Annotated in this window: 21 protein-coding genes and 1 pseudogene; 15 read left to right on the forward strand and 7 right to left on the reverse strand. The window is 31.0% G+C overall.

Going from position 1 to position 21,025, the window contains the following annotated elements; all coding sequences use genetic code 11:
* The gene (locus EYR00_RS01895) at nucleotides 1–345 is read left to right on the forward strand and encodes a P-II family nitrogen regulator (RefSeq protein ID WP_003539240.1); all 345 of its coding nucleotides are present in this window, start codon (nucleotides 1–3) and stop codon (nucleotides 343–345) included.
* Between the two features lie 39 nt (nucleotides 346–384).
* Here EYR00_RS01895 and EYR00_RS01900 read toward each other — a convergent pair whose 3' ends face one another.
* On the reverse strand, nucleotides 385–2,058 hold the full coding sequence (locus EYR00_RS01900; protein ID WP_003539238.1) for a Na/Pi cotransporter family protein: 1,674 nt from the start codon (nucleotides 2,056–2,058) through the stop codon (nucleotides 385–387).
* A 141-nt stretch (nucleotides 2,059–2,199) separates the two neighbouring features.
* Between EYR00_RS01900 and EYR00_RS01905 the strand changes: the two genes are divergently transcribed.
* The 5 genes from EYR00_RS01905 (at nucleotide 2,200) to EYR00_RS01925 (ending at nucleotide 5,159) form a co-directional block, all read left to right on the forward strand.
* Nucleotides 2,200–2,502 carry a hypothetical protein gene (locus tag EYR00_RS01905; RefSeq protein ID WP_003539236.1) on the forward strand — a complete coding sequence of 101 codons (303 nt, stop codon included), beginning with the start codon at nucleotides 2,200–2,202 and terminating at the stop codon, nucleotides 2,500–2,502.
* 122 nt (nucleotides 2,503–2,624) lie between these two features.
* Nucleotides 2,625–2,927, forward strand: a complete 303-nt coding sequence (locus EYR00_RS01910; protein WP_009299439.1) for a PepSY domain-containing protein — start codon at nucleotides 2,625–2,627, stop codon at nucleotides 2,925–2,927.
* Nucleotides 2,928–2,932: 5 nt separating this feature from the next.
* On the forward strand, nucleotides 2,933–3,586 hold the full coding sequence (locus EYR00_RS01915; RefSeq protein WP_008792340.1) for a response regulator transcription factor: 654 nt from the start codon (nucleotides 2,933–2,935) through the stop codon (nucleotides 3,584–3,586).
* Nucleotides 3,583–4,635, forward strand: coding sequence for a sensor histidine kinase (locus EYR00_RS01920; protein WP_003539229.1), 1,053 nt, complete (start codon nucleotides 3,583–3,585; stop codon nucleotides 4,633–4,635). Before EYR00_RS01915 ends, EYR00_RS01920 begins: the two co-directional genes overlap by 4 nt.
* 5 nt (nucleotides 4,636–4,640) lie before the next feature.
* Nucleotides 4,641–5,159 (forward strand): PepSY domain-containing protein, encoded by a 519-nt coding sequence (locus EYR00_RS01925; protein ID WP_003539220.1) that lies wholly within the window; start codon nucleotides 4,641–4,643, stop codon nucleotides 5,157–5,159.
* A gap of 686 nt (nucleotides 5,160–5,845) precedes the next feature.
* Here EYR00_RS01925 and EYR00_RS01930 read toward each other — a convergent pair.
* Nucleotides 5,846–7,264, reverse strand: a complete 1,419-nt coding sequence (locus tag EYR00_RS01930) for a glycoside hydrolase family 1 protein (RefSeq protein WP_003537573.1) — start codon at nucleotides 7,262–7,264, stop codon at nucleotides 5,846–5,848.
* A 452-nt stretch (nucleotides 7,265–7,716) separates the two neighbouring features.
* On the opposite strand from EYR00_RS01930, the gene EYR00_RS01935 reads away from it, so the two are divergent.
* The 3 genes from EYR00_RS01935 (at nucleotide 7,717) to EYR00_RS01945 (ending at nucleotide 8,584) form a co-directional block, all read left to right on the forward strand.
* On the forward strand, nucleotides 7,717–7,863 hold the full coding sequence (locus tag EYR00_RS01935) for a hypothetical protein (RefSeq protein WP_003539218.1): 147 nt from the start codon (nucleotides 7,717–7,719) through the stop codon (nucleotides 7,861–7,863).
* 261 nt (nucleotides 7,864–8,124) lie between these two features.
* Nucleotides 8,125–8,346 carry a hypothetical protein gene (locus EYR00_RS01940; protein ID WP_003539217.1) on the forward strand — a complete coding sequence of 74 codons (222 nt, stop codon included), beginning with the start codon at nucleotides 8,125–8,127 and terminating at the stop codon, nucleotides 8,344–8,346.
* A 13-nt stretch (nucleotides 8,347–8,359) separates the two neighbouring features.
* Nucleotides 8,360–8,584, forward strand: a complete 225-nt coding sequence (locus EYR00_RS01945; protein ID WP_003539216.1) for a DUF3850 domain-containing protein — start codon at nucleotides 8,360–8,362, stop codon at nucleotides 8,582–8,584.
* 7 nt (nucleotides 8,585–8,591) lie between these two features.
* Here the strand turns inward: EYR00_RS01945 and abc-f are convergent, their stop codons facing one another.
* Nucleotides 8,592–10,445 carry a ribosomal protection-like ABC-F family protein gene (abc-f, locus tag EYR00_RS01950; protein ID WP_003539215.1) on the reverse strand — a complete coding sequence of 618 codons (1,854 nt, stop codon included), beginning with the start codon at nucleotides 10,443–10,445 and terminating at the stop codon, nucleotides 8,592–8,594.
* Between the two features lie 279 nt (nucleotides 10,446–10,724).
* Here abc-f and EYR00_RS01955 point away from each other — a divergent pair, with 279 nt between their 5' ends.
* The 6 genes from EYR00_RS01955 to EYR00_RS01980 all read left to right on the forward strand — a co-directional run bounded on the left by EYR00_RS01955 (nucleotide 10,725) and on the right by EYR00_RS01980 (nucleotide 17,271).
* Nucleotides 10,725–12,650: an aconitate hydratase gene (locus tag EYR00_RS01955; RefSeq protein WP_003539214.1), complete on the forward strand. Its 1,926-nt coding sequence runs from the start codon at nucleotides 10,725–10,727 to the stop codon at nucleotides 12,648–12,650.
* Complete coding sequence (locus EYR00_RS01960) at nucleotides 12,650–13,645, forward strand: isocitrate/isopropylmalate dehydrogenase family protein (protein WP_003539212.1); 996 nt, start codon at nucleotides 12,650–12,652, stop codon at nucleotides 13,643–13,645. The genes EYR00_RS01955 and EYR00_RS01960 overlap by 1 nt, the downstream gene beginning before the upstream one ends.
* Nucleotides 13,646–13,648: 3 nt before the next feature.
* Entirely contained in the window at nucleotides 13,649–14,332 is a 684-nt protein-coding gene (locus EYR00_RS01965; RefSeq protein WP_003539210.1) for a GntR family transcriptional regulator, read from the forward strand.
* Nucleotides 14,333–14,394: 62 nt separating this feature from the next.
* Entirely contained in the window at nucleotides 14,395–15,078 is a 684-nt protein-coding gene (locus tag EYR00_RS01970) for a LytR/AlgR family response regulator transcription factor (RefSeq protein ID WP_003539209.1), read from the forward strand.
* On the forward strand, nucleotides 15,078–16,340 hold the full coding sequence (locus EYR00_RS01975) for a sensor histidine kinase (protein WP_003539208.1): 1,263 nt from the start codon (nucleotides 15,078–15,080) through the stop codon (nucleotides 16,338–16,340). Before EYR00_RS01970 ends, EYR00_RS01975 begins: the two co-directional genes overlap by 1 nt.
* Before the next feature lie 376 nt (nucleotides 16,341–16,716).
* Nucleotides 16,717–17,271, forward strand: coding sequence for an accessory gene regulator B family protein (locus tag EYR00_RS01980; protein WP_003539206.1), 555 nt, complete (start codon nucleotides 16,717–16,719; stop codon nucleotides 17,269–17,271).
* Between the two features lie 102 nt (nucleotides 17,272–17,373).
* Here EYR00_RS01980 and EYR00_RS01985 read toward each other — a convergent pair whose 3' ends face one another.
* The 4 genes and pseudogenes from EYR00_RS01985 to EYR00_RS02000 all read right to left on the reverse strand — a co-directional run bounded on the left by EYR00_RS01985 (nucleotide 17,374) and on the right by EYR00_RS02000 (nucleotide 20,925).
* Nucleotides 17,374–17,658, reverse strand: coding sequence for an integrase core domain-containing protein (locus EYR00_RS01985; RefSeq protein ID WP_003539204.1), 285 nt, complete (start codon nucleotides 17,656–17,658; stop codon nucleotides 17,374–17,376).
* 51 nt (nucleotides 17,659–17,709) lie between these two features.
* Nucleotides 17,710–17,877, reverse strand: a pseudogene (locus EYR00_RS16020) (helix-turn-helix domain-containing protein); the annotation flags it as partial.
* A 380-nt stretch (nucleotides 17,878–18,257) separates the two neighbouring features.
* Complete coding sequence (locus EYR00_RS01995; protein WP_003539203.1) at nucleotides 18,258–19,640, reverse strand: 6-phospho-beta-glucosidase; 1,383 nt, start codon at nucleotides 19,638–19,640, stop codon at nucleotides 18,258–18,260.
* 175 nt (nucleotides 19,641–19,815) lie between these two features.
* Nucleotides 19,816–20,925, reverse strand: coding sequence for a tyrosine-type recombinase/integrase (locus tag EYR00_RS02000; RefSeq protein ID WP_003539202.1), 1,110 nt, complete (start codon nucleotides 20,923–20,925; stop codon nucleotides 19,816–19,818).
* Between the last annotated feature and the right edge of the window lie 100 nt (nucleotides 20,926–21,025).

A 21,025-nucleotide genomic window follows, 5' to 3' on the forward strand; every position in this document is an offset into this window, starting at 1 on the left:
GTGATTAAAATAGAAGCATTTGTTCGTGAAGATAAGTTTGAGGATGTTAAAGAAGCTTTAGCTAAAATTGAAGTTCATGGGATTACAGTTTATCAAGTTATGGGGTGTGGAATTCAAAAAGGCTATCGTGAAGTAATTAGAGGTAATGAAGTAGAAATAAATATGTTACCAAAAATTAAATTTGAAATTATAGTAAGTGATGAAGTTTGGGAAAAGAAGACAATCAAGGCAATTCAAACCGCAGCATTTACGGGGAATCCTGGAGATGGCAAAATAATTAGTTATGATCTAAAAAGTGCTTTGCGAATTAGAACCGGTGAAACCGATAAAGATGCAATAAATTAAAATTACTGGATGTTATTCCAGTAATTTTTTATGTAAAAATCAAACATTTAAATATTTAACTTTATGATCTTTGTATACCGTAATTGTTGAATTTGCAGTATTTAAAGCAATATCACCAATTCGTTCAATACTAGAAATAATATCAATGATGATAGAAGCAGCGATATTATCTTCACAAATACCGTCACGCATTCGGACTAGATGATTTTGACGACACTCAATTTCTAAAGCATTTAAAGTATGTTCTTTTTTGTTTAAAGAAGAAAGAAGTTTATTTGCATTATCGTGTTCATAAATATCTAGAGCATCTTGGACCATTTCTAAAGCTAATTTATACATTTTATTTAAATCATCGATTGCTTCGTTAGAAAATTTACCTTTTTCATCGTAAACAAGTTTGTAATAATTAGCTAAATTACTAACAATGTCACCAATTCGTTCAAGATTTTTGATAATTTGATAATTTTTAAAGTATTCATTAGTTTGCTTTTTTGCTAATGTGGGCTGTTGAGCAATTTTTAACAAGTATTTGGATAAACGAGAATCATATTTATCTATTAGTGCTTCAATTTCGATAATTTCATCATAATCTTCACTATTTTTAGAGATTAAATAAGTATAAGATAATTTAATATTGGCTATAACATTTCGTCCCATTCGGAGTGTATTCTTTTTAGCAACTGCTAATGCTCCGACAGGAAGTTTGTCAATTAAAGTATCATCTAGCTCATCGATATTTTCAATGAGCGTATCATGATGATCATTCCCAGGAATTAACTTTTCTAATAAAATAACACAATAGCGAACAAAAGGAATAACTAAAATAGTTGAAGCTATATTAAAAATGAAGTGTACTTGAGCAATATACATTTCTTGACTGCCGTTTAGCAGCAAATTGACCCAATTAGTTAAATTAACGAATGGTTTTAAAACGAGCATTCCTATTATTGCACCTGCTAGATTATAAACAACATGAAACCAGGCAGCTCGTTTAGTTGAAATAGATCCGCCTAAAGCGGCAATAACCGCAGTAATACAAGTACCAATGTTGGCCCCAAAAATAAATGCAGCACCAGCAGCAGGAGTGATTGAACCAGTTGTAAAAAGTTTTTGGACTACACCGATAACAGCAGTAGATGATTGCATGATGCCTGTTGCTATAGTTCCACCTAGAAGTGCCCACCATGGTTTTTTTCCTAACGTTGTCATGATACTTGTAAACCAAGGTTCTTTAGCAAAGGCTATCATTTGATCACTCATTATTTGTAGACCAACAAAAATTAGTCCAAAGCCCAGAACAACTTTGCCGATGTATCCAATCGTCTTTTTTTTAGCTAAAAACATGATTACAACCCCAATAAAGACAAGATAGTAAGCAAATTGTTCCACATTCAAGCCTATCATTATTGAAGTCACACAAGTCCCAATATTCGCTCCAATCGTGATTCCTATAGCCTGTTCCAACTTCATTAATCCGGCCCGAACCAGACTGATTGAAATAACTGTAACAGCAGAACTAGAATGGAGGATTGCAGAAATTAAAGTACCCACTAAAATTGAGGTAAAAAGATTACTTGTATATTTTTCAATATACTCACGGATATGATATCCTGCAATACTTTTGAGGCCATCGCTCATAAGATTGATTCCATAAATAAAGATAGATAGGCCTCCAATAATAAACCCAATGATCGTAATTAGTGATTCATCCATAATTATCCCAGCTTTCAAATATATCTCTTTACTTTATCTTAACATATTTATTAGTAAATATAATCAGAATAAAATTAATTAATAGCATACTTTTATCTAAACAATATTTTATGATAAAATAGGCAGGAAAGAGGTGGTTATATGTTAGCGAGATTATATGTAATTATTGAAAGTGAAGATATAAAAGATTATCAAATGATTAAAGATTTGTTGTTACAAATAAATCCTAATTTTTCAATTTCACCGAGTCGTGAGTATGCTGGAAAAAAAGATTGTAGTGAGTTTTTTGTAACAGTTAATTTAGATGTTACAGAGGTACCGCTGTTATTAGAACGATTAAATAATGATTGGGATGGAGAAATAGATGATTGCAGCTGTTATGGCTTTAATACTAGAATGTTTCATGATCTAGTTTATTATTTAGAATTTGCTTTGTTTGAGTAAGTGTGATTTTAGATCACACTTATTTATTTTTAGAAAATGAGAAAATTCTTATTTAATTATTATTGTTCTTTAAGCAACAATCGGGCAAAATAGGTTATGATATAGATGAAAGGAAGATGGGAATGGAAAAGCTGATTATTTATAAAAAACAAATTATAACAACTATAATAATAATCGTCATTAGTGTTATTTGTTTTGGTGTCTATATATTACATACAACTTTAAATAACATTAATTATTCTAAAAGTGAAGCACATGTTGTAGCATTGAAACAATTTCCAGGAACTATCGTATCTTCACAAATTGAATATGAGCATATGCAAATATTTTACCATCTTGAAATAGAGAATCAGCAGCAAGAACTGATTGAGATAAATATTAGTGCAAAAAGTGGAAAGATAATTGGATTTGAATATAAGGAGTGATGAAGATGGCAATACTGATAATTGAAGATGAAAAAAATATGTCAGATCTATTAAAGCTAGAATTAACCCATGCAGGTTATTGTTGTGATCAAGCTTATGATGGTGAAGTTGGGTTAAAAAAAGCTTTAGAGCAAGAATATGAATTAATCTTATTAGATTTAATGTTACCGCGAATTAATGGAATCGAAGTATGTCGACGCTTGCGAGAGATTAAACAAACGCCAGTAATTATGCTTACAGCTCGTGATGAGGTGATGGATAAGGTCAATGGTTTACAAGTTGGAGCAGATGATTATTTAGCAAAGCCGTTTGCAATGGAAGAATTATTAGCGAGGATAAATGCACTATTGAGAAGAATGAACTTTCAAAAAGCACTTCTTGAATATAGTTATGGAGAAGTTAAAATTGATCCAAGTAAGCACAAGGTCTTTTTCAAAGATAATGAAGTAAATTTAACAACGACTGAGTTTGATTTATTATCATTATTAGTTCAAAATGGCGGTGATGTTGTTAGTCGCAATAAGATTTTAGATCAGGTTTGGGGTTATGATGAAGATGTATCAACAAATGTCGTTGAAGTATATATCCGTTATTTACGTAATAAAATTCCCGGAATTAAAATTGAAACAGTACGTGGAGTAGGATACCGTTTATCATGAAAATTAAATCACTACGACATCAATTAGTTAGTACTACTTCAATTATTATTATGACAGTGATCGTAGTATTTAGCTTGATTTTATTACTTTATATGGGTTATTATTTATTGATTATTGGACGAATCTATGCAATGGATGAAGATTTGATAACCCCCATAGCTAGTATTGTTGCTGTAATCTTTTTGATTTTAATTATTGTTGCATTGATTACCAGTATTGCCTGTGGTTTCATGATTAGTAAACGTTTTTTACAAACTGTTGATCAATTTACAAAGAGTATTAAACAAATTAAAAATGAGGGCTTAAGTCACCGGCTTGTTATTGAGGGAAATGATGAATTAGCTTTATTAGGCAAGGAATTTAATGAAACAATCGATCAAGTGGAAAGATCATTATTACAACAAAATCAATTTGTAAGTGATGCATCACATGAATTAAAAACGCCATTGGCAATTATAAAAGGAAATTTAGATATGTTGGAGCGGTGGGGAAAAGATGATCCTGCTATTCTTAGCAATTCACTTAATGTCACTAGTAATGAAGTTGAGCGATTAATCCAATTGTGTAATGAACTTCTTCATTTAACCCGAGAGATGGATATTCATTGTGAAGAACCAACTGATCTTAATTTAGTAGTTGATGAAGTAATTACAAATTTTAAAGAAGTTCACCCAGAATTTGAATTTATTATTAAAATAACTGTAACTTCAAAGATATGGATGCGCATAGAACATTTAAAACAACTTTTAATTATTTTAATTGATAATGCAATTAAATATTCAAGAGAAGAAGAAAAGAAAATTGAATTATTATATGTTGACCAAAAATTAATGGTTAAAGATCACGGGATTGGGATAGAAGCAGATAAATTAGACTATATATTTAATCGCTTTTATCGGGCTGATGAGTCACGGGCTCAAAATAATAACAATTTTGGACTAGGTTTAGCAATTGCTAAAAGAATTTGCAGCTATTATGACTATGCAATTACGGTTGAAAGTATAGTTGATCAATATACAATTTTTACAATTGATTTTGAAAGGAGATAATATTTATGAAGAAAATAATTTTATTTGTATTAATTACAATAGCTTTAGTTGGATGTACTGAAAAAGTTAGTGCCCTAACATTGGAAGAAGCTCAAGAAATTGCTTTAAAAGAAGTAGAAGGAAAAATCCTTAAGGCTAAAGAAGATAAAGATGATGGGGTAACTTACTATGATTTTACTATTATAACTGATACAGAAAAGTATGAAATAGAAGTAGACGCAAATAGTGGAAAGGTATTAAAACGGGAAAAAGATGATGATTATATAGGTACGACAACTAATCCAGTTGATGGAACAGTTACTCCGATTACTCCTGTTAATACGGCTGTTTCTTTAGAGGAAGCTCAAAAAATCGCTTTTGATCGTGTTGGTGGTGGTTACTTAATAAAAACAGAGTTAGATTATGATGACGATGATGGAATTAAAAAATATGAGATAGAGATTAAAAATGGTAATAAGGAATATGAATTAGAAATTAATGCAGATACTGGTGAAATTATTAAATATGAAGAAGATGTAGAATAAAAGAATTGGTTACAGCCGATTCTTTTATTATTATATAGGAATAATAATTTTAGTATTAAAAACATGATGTCTTCATTAAATAAAAGTTATTTTTCTTGCTTTTTATCTCATTATTCAGATATAGATAAAGAGGGATTGTTTTTTTATTGCTGTATTATCAGCATTAAATATATCTATCCGAATCCTATTTTAAAGGAATGATTGAATTCATTAACAAGTGGGAATATTATTTTATTTGATAAAAAAATTAAGCTATTCGCTAGAAAAGTGGAAATGATTAGTTGCTTTTTCAAAGTTTTGCCTTAATAGAAAATAAAATAATGGAATATGATTTAAAATTAGCTTTAGAATATGAAAAAGGAAATGAGAAGGAAAAATAAAAATGGCTTTATATAAACAAACACTACAAGGATATAAGGATATTAAATGTTCAGAGGAAGAAATCTTGGTGGGTGAGCAGGCTTAGGCAGTTGATCAGAATAATAGATAAATTGTGATTGAAGCGTTAAAATAATTGCAACAAGAAGGTGAAACAATAATTAATTAGTTAGTTATGACCCGGTATTTGAAAAGATTGTAGATTAGCAAATTTACTTAAATTAAATAGAAAACATGTTGTTATAATACTATATTTATTAGCAAAAAAGCCTTCTATAGATTTCTATAGAAGACTTTTTAAGATTAAATTAATCTGATAAATCATCACCATTAGTGGCAATAACTTTTTTGTACCAATAGAATGAATCTTTACGATAACGATCTAAAGTTTTTAAATCAAATTCTTCACGGTCTACATAAATAAATCCATAACGTTTGACCATACCTTCATGTGTTGAAATCAAGTCTACTGCTGACCATGGACAGTATCCCATCATTTCACAACCGTCTGTGATTGCTAATTGTACCTGTTCAAGATGTTTTCTTAAATATTCAATTCGATATTGATCATGTACTTTACCGTCTTCTGTTAATTTATCATATGCTCCTAGTCCATTTTCAGTAACGATCATTGGCAGACGATAACGTGAGTACATTTCACGGATTGTTGCCCGGAATCCCATTGGATCAATTTCCCATCCAAATTCAGTAGTTGGTAAATTAGGATTTTTAAATCCACGATAGAATCCGGCTTCACCACGAGCAGTTTGCTGATCAGCTCCAGGATCCATTGTTTCAGTTCCATCACTAGCTTCACAAGTAGCAGTATTGTAATAGTTGAAACCAATAAAATCAGGATGTCCATTTTTCAATGCTTCAGCATCTCCAGGTGCAAATGTTGGGCAGGCATCATGTTCTTCTAAGTAAGCCCAAACTAAATTATTATATACACCGTAAACCGCCATATCCAAATATAACCAGTTTCTTATAGCATTATAGTTTTGTGCTGCTAGAACATCTTCAGGTTTACAAGAAGCAGGATAAACTAATGAAATATTTGGTGCAGGTCCGATTTTTGCTCCAGGAATCATTTCGTGGCATAATGCCATTGCTTTAGCTTGTGCTACCAGCATATGATGGTTTTGCTGATAGATTTCTTTGATTTCGTTTGTGCATCCTTCCGGCAAGTGTAATGTACCAATTACCGGTCCAACTAAAGTCAGCATATTTTGTTCGTTGATCGTTAGCCAATATTTAACACGATCACCATAATTTTCATACATAACTTTTGCAAAGTTTACAAACCAGTCAACCGATTCTGGATTACCCCAGCTTCCTCTTTCATCTAAAGCAGCCGGCATATCAAAATGGAACATTGTTACCAATGGTTCAATACCGTATTTTAAACATTCATTAATAACATTATTATAATATTCAATTCCTTTTGGATTGACTTCACCAGTTCCATTAGGTAAAATTCTTGTCCAAGCGATAGAGAAACGATAAGTCTTGAATCCCATTTCTGCCATCAATGCAATATCTTCTTTATAACGATGATATTGATCAGCACACACATCAAGTTCTGAAGTTCCTTCAGGTACTTTTTTGACATCCTGACAAGATGGTCCTTTTCCATCGATTAAGTTAGCTCCTTCTACTTGATAAGCAGATGTTGAAGCTCCCCATAAAAAATCACTTGGGAATGGTTTTAGTTTTTTGTGTAACATTTTATTTCCTCCTTGTTTTTACGGCTTTATTATACCTTAAAGTAATGTAAATGGAACCGTTTTCCAAAATATGAAAAAAGCACTAAAGAGGGATGGTAAAATCAAAGATTTACTAAGTGTAAGGGTAATACATATTGGCTAAATATAACCTTTAAAAATGAAAAATATGCATTTTATTCTAATAATTGCTTTATTTTATAAACTAGAGAAAAATTTTTTTATCTTGGACTAATGTGATGAATTTGTTATAATTGTAATCGTAAGAGATTTTTGTATATTTCTTTATCAAAAGTATATTATCATGGAGAGCAAGAAAGTTATTATTATTAATTTAAATTAATGTAGCTTAAATTGGACATTTTTTTAATTTATCATAGTCTGATATGGTCTGCAAAAATATGGCATGATAGAGTATAGTAAAATGGTAGAATAAAGAAAAAGGGAGAATTAACATGGAAAGTTTAGAAAACATAGCCGAGAGAATTAGTACGACTAAGAAGTCCTTAGAAGAGCACCCAAGACAAAATCTAGAAATTGCAATTAAGGAATTATTGGAAATTAGCAAAGAGCTGGATCTGGTAAAGAAATCGATTAAATAAAATTACTAAACGGTTAATAGAAAAGAGCAGGATATTTAATTATTTTGCTCTTTTTTTATTTAAATATTTGGATTGAAGAATTAAAGTATTTTTATTTCCACTAGATTAGACAAAAAAGTAATGCAATATATGGTTAAGTATAGTAGTAATGTTTTATTTAACTGACATAATAAATTATTTAGAGCATATATATGTGTTAGTTATTGTGATTTAGATAGTATCAAAGCATGAGTGAATGGCAATACTAGGAGGTATGGTTGAATGTTACTTAAACCATTAATATTAGGTGTATCAATAGATTTCGGATTGTTATCAATTGCTTTAACATTAAGATTTATAATTTATCCACTATATCAGTCTTGGATTAGTCAAAAAAATCTGGTTAATGAAAAAACAATTGTAGAGGATTTAGAAAAAACGATTGAGATACGAATTGAAGAAATTGATGGATCTGATCACTATAAACAATATTTAAAGATTTGAAAGGAGTTTTAGTATGTGTAGTTTACAGGTTGACAGCCAATATTTTGATAAAATCTGTAACGGTGTGATTAACCATTTAGTTGTTTGTAAAGAAGAGGGAATTGAGCAGGGGGATTGTGTTTCTTTACGAAAACTAGGAAAAACAAATATCAGTTGTGTAGTAAAAGTTGAGTATGTTGATTGTGAAGGCTCAGGTGTAGATGAAAATTATTGTATTCTTGGAGTTAAAAGAATATAAAAAGCCCTTATTGCAGGGCTTCCCATTCTTCCATTAAAGTATTTAACTGATTTTCTAATTCGGAAATTTCATCATTGATCTGATTATATTTCTGATAATCATTTAGAACTTCTTCACTATGAAGCTGTTCAGTTAAAGTGTTGATCTTGGTTTCTAGTATAGAAATATTAGTTTCTATCTTTTTTATTTTATTTTGCTGTTTACGATAAAGAGCATTTTGCTGTTTCATATCAAGATAATCAACATTTTCTTTTTTGAGCGGCTTAGCAACGCTTTTATGATTTAAATAAGTATCGTAATTACCATCGTAACTGATGGCTTTTGTGCTCGTTAATTCGATCACACGAGTTGCTACTTTATTAATGAAATAGCGGTCATGGCTAATAAAGAAGATTGTTCCTTCAAATTGGTTTAAGGCATCTTCAAGAACTTCTTTAGAAGCAATGTCTAAGTGGTTGGTTGGTTCGTCTAAAATTAAAAGATTTGCTTGTTTTAATAATATTTCAGTAAGTACAACACGTCCTTTTTCACCACCAGAAAGTAAAGAGATTTCTTTAAAAACATCATCGCCTTTGAAGTTAAATAAGGCAAGACTGTTGCGAATCTCAGTATTAGTCATCTTAGGAAAATTATCACTAATTTCATTAAAAATAGTTTTATCCATTGCTAGTGTGCTATGTTCTTGATCATAGTAAGCAAGGTCTACTTTACTACCAAATTTAATTTTACCTTGATAAGCATTTAGCTGATCGAGGATAGTTTTAAAAAGAGTTGTTTTACCCACACCGTTATCCCCGACAAGAGCAATACGCTCTTGTTTTTTTATATCGATATCAATGTTTTTAAATAAAATTTCATCAAATTTAACAGCTAGGTTCTCTATTTTTAAAACATCAAAACCGGACTCACGTTTTGGTTTAAAATTAATCGTGATTGTATCTGGCAAGTTCTCAGGCTTGTCAATACGTTCAATTTTAGCTAACTGCTTTTCTTTAGATTCGGCTCGTTTAACTTGTTTTTCACGGTTATATGATTTTAGTGTATCGATACTCTCTTGAATTCTTTTAATTTCTTTTTGTTGATTTAAATAATGTTTTAAATCAACAGCTCTTTGCTTTTTCTTTAAAATTGAATATTCGTTATATTTACATTTATAGCTTTTGGATTTTCCATTTTCGACTTCTACAATTTTATTAGAAACTTGATCAATAAAGTAACGATCATGGCTGACTGTGATGATTGCATGAGGATAATTTTTTAAATATCCTTCTAAGAAATTAATAGCACTATTATCTAAATGGTTAGTAGGTTCGTCAAGTAACAATAGCTTTGGTTCTTGAAGCAGCATTTTAGCAAGAGCTAAACGTGTTTTTTGACCACCAGATAGCATTGAAACTTTTAAATTGAATTCTTCTTCGCTAAAGCCCAGTCCCTTTAAAACGCCGGTTAATTTACTGGGATAACTATATCCATCTTTATCATGAAATGATTGAGTTAGACGATCATATTCATTTAAAATACGTTCACTATGATCAGTTGTCATTTCATTCTCTAATTGACGTAGTCTATTTTCAATTGTGATCAATGGTGCAAAAACATCAAGGCCAACATCGTAAACTGTTTTATCCATCGCTAAGTCATGCTGTTGTTTTAAATAACCTAGTGTTAATTCTTTATTACAAAAAAGGTCACCGCTATCATAGTTTTCTTCGCCCGCAATAATTTTTAGAATAGTAGTTTTACCAGCACCATTAACTCCGATAATTGCGACTTTATCATGATCATCAATTTTAAAGGTTATATCTTTTAATAAGGGAATCCCTTGAAATGATTTTGTTATATTTGAACATTCTATTAACATATTTTATCACCCAATGTATTCTAACATATTTTCATTGATATTTATAGTAAGGCTTTTGTTTTAAGAAGAAAAGTAGATATTTTATTTTAGGAATTCACAAATTTATTATTAAAAAAGTGTAATTAAAAATTACTCGATTAAATCAAGTAAATAATAGATTTTTATTAAAGTGTTTTATTTTTAGTACATCTTGTGGTAAAATTTGTTCCAAAGGGTTGTAATCAAGATTGTTTTTTTGTATAATTGTATGCAATATAAGAATAATGGGGGTATATCGTGATGGGTATGAATTTAGCATACAAAATTTTAAGTAGTAAACTTAAAGATGGAAATCTTGTTCCAGGAGAACAAATTGGAATTCAAATTGATCAAACACTAACACAAGATTCAACAGGTACAATGGCTTATCTTCAACTAGAAGCAATGAATATTAAACATGTTGCAGTAGAGAAAGCAGTGGCATATATTGATCACAACATGTTACAAACAGGATTTGAAAATATGGATGATCATGAATTTATCCGCAGTGTGGCTAAAAAGCATGGGATTGTTTTTTCAAAACCAGGTAATGGAGTTTGTCATCAATTACAATTAGAAAACTTCTCAAAACCAGGAAAGACTCTAGTTGGATCAGATTCACATACACCAACTTGTGGAGCAATGGGTATGATTGCTATTGGGGCAGGGGGATTAGATGTCGCAGTAGCGATGGCAACAGGTAAATATTACTTACAATGTCCTAGTGTTGTTAAAGTTAATTTGACTGGAAAAAAAGCACCATGGGTAAGTGCAAAAGACATTATTTTATATATTCTTCAGCAATTAACGGTTAAGGGTGGCGTTAATAAGATTATTGAATATACGGGAGATGGAGTTGCTTCATTATCATTGACTGATCGTGCTACGATTTGTAATATGGGGGCTGAATTGGGAGCCACTACATCAGTTTTCCCGACCGATGAAAGAACAAAAGAATATTTAGCACAACAAGGGCGAGTAGATGATTACATTGAAATGAAAGCTGATGAAGATGCTACATATGATCAAGAATTAGATGTTGATTTAAGTGCATTAGTGCCAATGACTGCTAAGCCTCATAGTCCAGATGCGGTAGTACCAGTAAAAGAACTTGAAGGAATGAAAGTAAATCAAGTTGTGATAGGAAGTTGTACTAACTCATCTTTTGCTGACATGATGAAGGCAGCTAAGATTTTAAAAGGACGCAAAGTTGCGGATCATGTTTCTTTAGTTATTGCGCCAGGATCAAGTTCAATTCTTGCGATGCTTTCACAAAATGGAGCATTAGCTGATATGGTTCAAGCTGGAGCAAGGATTCTTGAATGTGGTTGTGGACCATGTATTGGAATGGGTCAAGCACCGCTCTCAAAAGGGATTTCATTAAGAACGATTAATCGTAATTTCAAGGGACGTTCAGGAACAAATGATGCAAGCGTATACTTAGTATCACCGGAAATTGCGGCATTGAGCGCAATTAAAGGGTACATGTCAGAAGAATTTGAAGATGATATGTATTTAGAAGAGGTGCCAAATACCCCATTTATTAAAAATGGAAATTTCTTCATTGATGAATATGACGAAAATAATGAAGTATATATGGGACCTAATATTAAACCGGTTCCACGTGGAGAAAAAATTACAGATGAAATTAGTGGAAAAGTTGTTTTAAAAGTTGGTGATAATATTTCGACAGATCATATTGTTCCTTCAGATAGCAAATTATTGCCATATCGTTCAAATGTGCCACATTTAGCAAAATTTTCATTCAGTAAAGTAGATCCTGAATTCTATGATCGTGCAATTGCTAATAATGGGGGATTCATCGTTGGTGGTGATAATTATGGTCAAGGAAGTTCCCGTGAACATGCGGCTTTAGTACCAAACTATTTAAAGATTAAAGCAATCTTTGCAGTATCATTTGCGAGAATTCATCGTTCCAATTTAATTAATAATGGTATTTTACCTTTAGTTATTGAAGCTAAAGACCAAGATTTCTTCAATGACCAAGATAGTTATAAAATCGTTAATATCAAAGATGTTGTTGAACATAATGGTAAAGTAAAAGTAATTAATGAAACTACTAATGATTCAATCGAGGCTGAATTAACATTATCACCTCGTGAAAAAGTAATGATTAATTACGGTGGTTTATTAAATGCAATTAAAGAATTGGGAGGTGAATTTTAATGAAAGCTGTTTTAATCCCTGGTGATGGAATTGGAAAAGAAATATCAAAGAGTGTCGTTGATATCACTAAAGCGATGAAGCTTGACATTGAATGGGTGGAATATCAGGCTGGTGCTGAATATGCAGCTACAACGAAAGAAGTTTTTGAACCAGGACTTGTTGATGCTATTAAAGAATATAAATGGGCTTTAAAAGGTCCGACAGCAACGCCGATTGGAACGGGATTTAGAAGTGTCAATGTTGCCTTGCGACAACAGTTTGCAACTTATGCTAATGTTCGTCCAATCAAATCATTTAAAGGAATCAATTCTCGTTATGAAGACATTGATCTGGTTATGATTCGTGAAAATACCGAAGATTTATATAAAGGGATTGAGTATATGATCAATCCAAATATGGCAAATGGAATTAAATTAATTACTCGTGAAGCGAGTGAAAAGATTTGTCGTTATGCTTTTGAATATGCTAAGAACAATAGACGTAAAAAAGTAACAGCAGTTCATAAAGCGAATATTATGAAATATACAGATGGATTATTTTTAGAAGCGTTTAGAGATGTGGCTAAAGATTATCCAGATATTGAGCCACAAGAGGTTATTGTTGATAACATGTGTATGCAATTAGTAATTCGTCCAGAAACTTTTGATGTTTTAGTTGCACCAAATTTATATGGTGATATTGTTTCTGATTTATGTGCTGGATTAGTTGGCGGTCTAGGATTTGCACCAAGTGGGAATATTGGTGATGAATTTAGAATTTATGAAGCTGTTCATGGAAGTGCACCAGATATTGCTGGTAAGGGTATCGCTAATCCGAGTGCATTATTATTAGCATTTGCATTAATGTTAGAGGCATTAGGGAAATTAGATGATGCTAATAAATTGCGTGAGGCTTTAGCAGCTGTAGTTGAAGAAGGAACTATTGTAACACCTGATATTGGGGGTAGTGCTTCAACAGACGAGTTCACCGCAGCCATCATCAGAAAGTTAGGTTAAACAATGACAAAGAATTTATTAGAAAATACCGGACATGGGTCGCTTGGAAATAAAATTTTCACCGTTTTGCGTGATAAAATCTTAAATGAGGAATATACTCAAGGACAAAAATTAAATGAAGTTGCTTTGTCTAAAGAGTTGAATATTTCTAGAACTCCAATTCGTGAGGCTCTAAAACAGTTGGAATTAGAAGGTTTGGTTAAAAGTATTCCTAATAAAGGAGTTTATGTACTAGGGTTTTCTCATCGTGATATCGATGATATGTTGGAAATTCGTTATGCTTTAGAAGGGCTAGCAATCCAATTAGCAATTGAGCGAATTAATGATGAGGAACTTGAAAAGATAAAAGAAGTGTATGATTTAATGGAATTTTATGCTGAAAAAGGTGATCAAGAGAAGTTTAATGAAATTAATATTGCTTTTCATGAGGCTATTTATCGTTGTACCCAATCAAAGTATTTTGAGCAATTATTAACAGATATTAATTATTATATTCATGTAACTTCAAGGCATTCAATTCGTCAACCGGATCGTTTAATTTCAGCAGCACAGGAGCATCGAGAAATTTATGAGGCAATTTTAGCTCGTGATAAGGATTTAGCTAAAGAAAAAATTCAAAATCATATTCGTAAAACACAAGTGCTGGTAAGAAATTACTATGAAAAAAAGCAACAGGATAAGGCCTAAGGGCCTTTTTTAATTAGTCAAAAAAGGTTTTATCAAGTATAATAAATAAATGAGGTGTAAAGATGAAAATAGGTATACTAGATGATGAGCGGTCAATGCTACTTAGAATCAGAGGGTATGTAGAGGAGGCTAGAATTAAGGAACCATATACAGTTGAACTTTTTCAAGATGTTGAAGAGTTTTTTAATTGTGGTAAAAACTTTGATATTCTTTTATTAGATATCGATATGCCAACAATGAGTGGAATACAGGTAGCAAAAAAATTATTGAAACAAAATACGATCATAATATACATAACTAATTATGAAAATAAAATGCAGGAGGCGTTTGATATTAATGTAGCAGGATATTTACTTAAATCAGAATTAGAAACAAAGTTAACGCCAACCTTGCTTAAAGCGATAAATCGTAGACAACAAAATGATGATATCTGGATCAAGAAAAAGGGAGAGATTTTTCATTTTCGAAGTAGAAATATTATTTATATCGAATCAGTAAAAAGATACTTACATTTTTATACTAATGATAATAATTTCTATATTCCTTATATGACGCTTGAAGAAGTTAATCAGTATTTACCAGATAATTTTGTCCAAATAAATAAAAGTCAGATAATCAATATTAATATGGTTGTTTCGATGAATGGATATATTTTAAAATTAAAAGGTATTGATGAATCGCTAGAAATTAGTAGAAGAAGAAAAAAAGATGTATTTAATCTTTTAATGCAGGAGATCAAAGAGTGATGATTAATTTTTTTATTGAGTATTTATATACATTGATATATGTTGTTGCTTTAAGTTATGTTATTTCATTAACCTATCCATATATTCGTAAAGAAAACATGCTTAGAAATATTATGGTTATATTAAGTTATACGTTTGTTTTGAATATTGTTACGTATACTTCACCACATAATGGCTGGTTATATGTAATTGGTAATTTAATGTGTATTAGTTTGGATTTTATTTATTGTGGGGTATTGGTTAAGAGATTTAGGCTTAATAATTTGTTTATCACTACAATTTATTATTCAATTCAAATTATTGTCGGCTCAGTTATGATTGCAGTGGCGCTAGAAATTTTTGACAATACATATTTGGATATCGTATGGGGGAGTATGCGAGTTGTTTTTCCTTTAGGAAACTATATATCATCAGCATTGATATGCAAATATGCGGTTCAAAAACGTGATTTTGTGGAACATCAGTTACCTAAAAAATTTTTATATTCGTTTTGTTTGATCAATATTGTTGAAGTGATTATTGTACTGATTTTAAACGTATTATCAGTTGAACAGGGGGATATTTATATCTTTTTTATATTGATCTTAGCAGGTGTTCAAATGATTTTGGTAAATAATTATATCATCAATTCTTCCCGTATGTATTTACGTAATAAGGAGTTAGAGTTAGCAAATTATTCATATGCTACAACTCGCCGTCATATTAGTGAATTAGAAAAAGAACAAGAACGTCTTTATAAGTTTAAGCATGACATTAATAATCATTTACAAGTCCTAGAAGAAGTAGTCGAAACAGAATCAGTCGCTAACCAATATTTAAAAGCAATTAAAGAAGATTTAAATGCTCCAGTTAAATTGATACGTACGGGAAATATTTTTGTAGATGCTTGTTTAAATGCGAAGATTCGCAATAACGATGAAGTTAATTATGTTGTAGATGCAGTGATTGATCGCAATGTTAATATTGCTCAAGACAAATTATGTTCTCTATTATTTAATCTGATAGATAATGCTACTGAAGCTGCTTTAAAAACAGCGGAGAAGATAGTTGAAATCAAAATTTTTAGTAAAGGCAATATGCTTTTGATCAGCATAATAAATTCGACTAATAGACCTCTTAATTATGAAAGTAAAAAAGGAAGAGATCATGGAAAAGGATTAATAATCATTAAAGAGGTTGTAGAAACCTATCATGGAACAATGGAATATTTCTATGAAAATAACAAGGTGCATTGCGATATTTTACTGAATGTTGATAATTAAAAAGCCGTTTATGTCATAATATTGACCGTTAGTGTAGAAAAAAAGGATAAAACCGCAAGCTGTTAAGTTGTGTAGTATAATAGATTATGGGAGAGATGTAATAATAATAAAATAAAAAGTATTGTCTTTCTATACATAATCTCCAAGTTATAATATTACTACATGGCCGCAAGTAATATTTATAGCTATTTCTCACAAACGTCTATTGGATAGAAGTTTGAATTAATAATCTAATCTCTTTTTTTAAAGCTTTGTGCTATTGTCCGGCACAAAGTTTTAATTTTTTTAGAAGTATTTAATAACAAAATAGGACCGGTTAGTACATTGAAAATATTTTTAGGAAGATTTAATAGTATAATGGACATGGAGGATAGATATGAAACGTTTTTGTGAAAAAATAAGCATATTTTTATTAGATGTTGATAATGTGACTGAGGATGAAATTGATGAAGTAAGATTTGGTATTGAACTCATTTTGACTCAAATGATTTTATTTTTTTTGTTGTTAGCAATCGGCATTTTTAGAAATATGGTACTAGAAACAATAATATTTATTATTGCATTAGTTGGATTACGGACATTTGTAGACGGTTATCATGCTGATAGTTTTTATCGCTGTATGTTTTTAACGACTTTGTTATATCTTGGTACGCTCTATTTTGCGGATTTTGAAAATAGCTATCTTCTAATTATGGCAATACTTATTGCTGCTAAAGCATTTATGTGGCAAGAAAATCATGAAGCACGGAATGTGAAAATAAGTAAATTAATTTTTTGGGGATGTCTGGCTGTGATTGGATTAATTTATCCTATAGAACCACGACTAAGCATGATAATTGGTTTTACTTTATTTTTTACAGGTGTAAGTATGGAGGTGAAAAAACATGGCTATAAAGAAAAAAGTAGTTTCATTAGTGAAAAAAGTATCTAAAAAATATGCAGATAATTATTCACCGGGTGGGATGTACAAACCAACAAGAAATAAGAAATAACAAAATAAAAGATGCTTTTCCATTTGGTAAAGCATCTTTTATTATACCATTGCGTAATTTAATGAATTATTGGTAGGATATTGTGCTGGATTTTCAGTACCATTTAGAGCTTCTAAACGTACTTTCATTGGTACCTTATTATTAAATCTTTCGTTATTGTAGAAGTCAATATGAGTTTCAATTGCTTTTTTTAATTCATTGAAAGAATTAAATTTGTTAAGATAATACATCTCACTTTTAATAATTCTCCAAAATCTTTTAGCAGAACCGTTATCGATACATTTTCCAACTCTTGACATACTTTGAGTAATATTAGCTTCCTTCAACTTTTTTAAGATAATATTTTTTTCTTTAAGTTCAGATTGGTGTTTTAAACGTTCGTTTTCATATTGTAATTTTTCTAACTCATTTAATTGTGATTCCTCTTTGCGCTTACCTCTACTGTCTTTTAGACCTTCTTCACCTAATTCTAAATATTTCTTTACCCATTGATATACTTGTGAGTAAGAAACCTCAAAAAGTTCAGCTGCTGATTTATATTCTTTCTCATAATCTAAATAATATTATACAATTTTAATTATTTCTTCTAATGTTGCTTTTTTTGATTTGGTCATGTAGACATCTCCTTTAGGATCATAATCTGTTAATTTTTAGTGACTATTATAACTGATAGCCCAACTTCATAAAGATGAAGAAGAATGAGTATTGTATTTATTGCTTAAATCTCTCAAAGAATCTTTACTATTTAAATGCTCTTGAATTATTATTTGTTTTATTTCTTTAATTCTGTTCTTATACTCTAAAACTGCTTGTATCTTTTTTTATTGTATATTACGTGCCATAAGAAAAGATCCCTCTTTTCATGGACAACTTTATTTAAGTTGTCTATTTTAGAGAGATCATATCAAATTCACGAATTTTTTATTTAGTCTAAATCTCTAGCGATTTCATCTTTTACTGTAACACCAGCTGCTTCTAATTCAGCGATCTTATCAGCAAATTGTGGTAAGTGTTTTTTATGAGCAATTAATAATTCATCTAAAACACGTTTAGCATTTTCACCAGAAGGAATTTGTGGATTTAAGATAAATGCTTGTAAAGCTAATCCATAATCACCAGTTACAGCAGCTTCTTCAACACATAATTCCATATTTTTCATGCATTGTAACCAACCACGTTGAGCAGGTTCTAATGGTCCAAAAGCGATAGCTAAAGCTCCAGCTGAACCGATATGAGCAGATACTTCTACAGCACAATCAGCAGGAAGATCAGGTACAGCACCATTGTTTTTAGTAGTTACAACAAGGTGAGTATTTTTATTAGCATAGATTGATGCGATAGTTTCACATGCAGCATCTGAATAGTGAGTACCACCACGTTTAGTTAATTGTTCAGGTTTGTAATTTAAATTTGGATCTTTATATAATTCAAATAATTCTGCTTCAGTTTGTTTTACTTGTTGTCCACGAGTTCCAATTCCATTATATTCTTCAAGCCCATGAGCTAACATTTCTTGTTGACGATAGTAATATCTATGATATCCACAAGGAATTAAATTCATTTGTTTTAATTGTTCTTTAAAGAATGGGATATCATGAATATTTGCAGGAATACCAGAATCTTTACCTTCATACATTGCATCAATGATTTTTCCAGTTACATCTGTACCGTCTAAATCAAAAACGCGGTGCCAGTGGAAATGGTTTAATCCAGCAAATTTATAAATTAATTTATCTAAAGTTGTTCCGATTGTTTCTGGTTCAGCCATCATAGCCCCAACTGGTACGTTACATAAACCAATTACACGATCCCATTTACCATATTTCATAACTGCCTCAGTAACCATACCACTAGGATTTGTGAAGTTTACTAACCATGCATTTGGACATAATTCTTTCATGTCTTCAACAATGCTAAGGATTACAGGAATTGTTCTAAATGCCTTGAAGATTCCTCCAGCTCCATTTGTTTCTTGTCCTAACATACCATAAGAGAATGGAATTCTTTCATCTTTAATACGAGCGTTTAATAAACCAACTCTGAATTGAGTAGTAACGAAATCAGCATCTTTTAAAGCTTCACGACGATCTAAAGTTAAATGTACTTTAACATCGTAAGGAGAAGCGTCCCACATACGTTGTGCCATAGCACCAACGATTTCTAGTTTTTCTTTACCAGCTTCAATATCTACTAACCAAATTTCTTTGATTGGAAGTTCATCATATCTTTTAATAAATCCTTCCATTAATTCAGGAGTATAACTACTACCTCCACCAATTGTTACAATTTTTACAGGTTTCTTTTCCATCTTATTTCCTCCGTATATTTATTTTACACATAAAGCATACACGTTTATTCAAATAAATGTTTTGTTTTTTCAAGACTTGAAAATATCTATCCATCTTATTGACGATAAATCAAGGGTTTCAAGCGATTAGAAGCAGTTAAATGTACCTCGTAAGTAACAAATAAGTAACAAAAATTCAAGACTTAGGAACCTTGATTTTGTTGATTTCTTTATATAGTGTTTCAATTACGGTAGATGTATAAGTATCAAAGGTTATATCTTTCATTTTGTGACCAAGAATACGTTTTCTTATAAACAGATCAACGTTGTTAGACTGACATAATGTTGCAAATGTATCCCTAGTATCATGTATTGTATGCTTCATATTATGATTAGTTAAAAAAGAGGAGAACATAGATGAAAACTGATAGTAGGTACAGTCAATTATTCTTTTCTTTTTCTTCATCAACAGCTGTTTAACAAAAGGTTCGATAAAAGTATGAATGGGAATTACTCGATTTTTACCTGTATCAGTTTTTGATCCAGATACTAAATAGGGGAATTCTGTGTTTAAACAAATATTTTTACGCGGGATATTCAGCAGTTCATTTGCTCTTAAACCGGTGAAAATATAAATAAGTATTATTTTAGCCGTATCGCTGTTATCGCTCATCAATACTCTTATTTCGTCATTTGAGAAAGCATAATGTTTAGTGCTTTCTTTTGCTTTGCCGCATTTTATATATTCAGTGTAATCATCGTCACGATTTATATATTTGTGAATAACTGCATATTCAAATATTTTGCTAACTAAAACTTTCATATGTACTTTTGTACCGTAACCAGCTTTATCACGATCAAATATTTCCTGCAGATCGGCCAGACTTATTTGACTGATCTTGTGGTGGTATATACTGTTAAAATGTTTAATCCACGATCTATAACCTTGAGCAGCACTTTTCGATAATGTGCACAATTCTTCCTGATATATAATATCAAAGATTTCTTTAAAGGTAGGCATATTCTTTTCACGCTGATCAACAAGCTTCTGGAATGTATCGGGTGCAAGTGCTTCAGCTTCCGTATCAGTAATCTTATTTTTTTGACCAAGCCTGTATAAAGTCAAAGCATCATCAGCCTCATCCCAGGTCTCAAAGGTTCCCAGTACTGTTTGTATCTGCCTACCGGTAATAATATCTTTTCCAGTAGTTATTTTAGCGCACCAGGGGCGTCTTCGTTTACCTGATAGTTTTATTACTGTTCCTGCTTTGTTCGGCCTGCGCTTAAAAGTCTGCTTTCTAGCCATAATAAAAACACGTCCTTTCTATATTTGCCTTAGACGTGTTTAGGTGTTATAATTAAGCACGTAAAAGGACTTTTGGTTGAGTCTTTTATAAATATGAAGT

Source organism: Thomasclavelia ramosa DSM 1402 (genome assembly GCF_014131695.1).
Classification (GTDB): domain Bacteria; phylum Bacillota_I; class Bacilli_A; order Erysipelotrichales; family Coprobacillaceae; genus Thomasclavelia; species Thomasclavelia ramosa.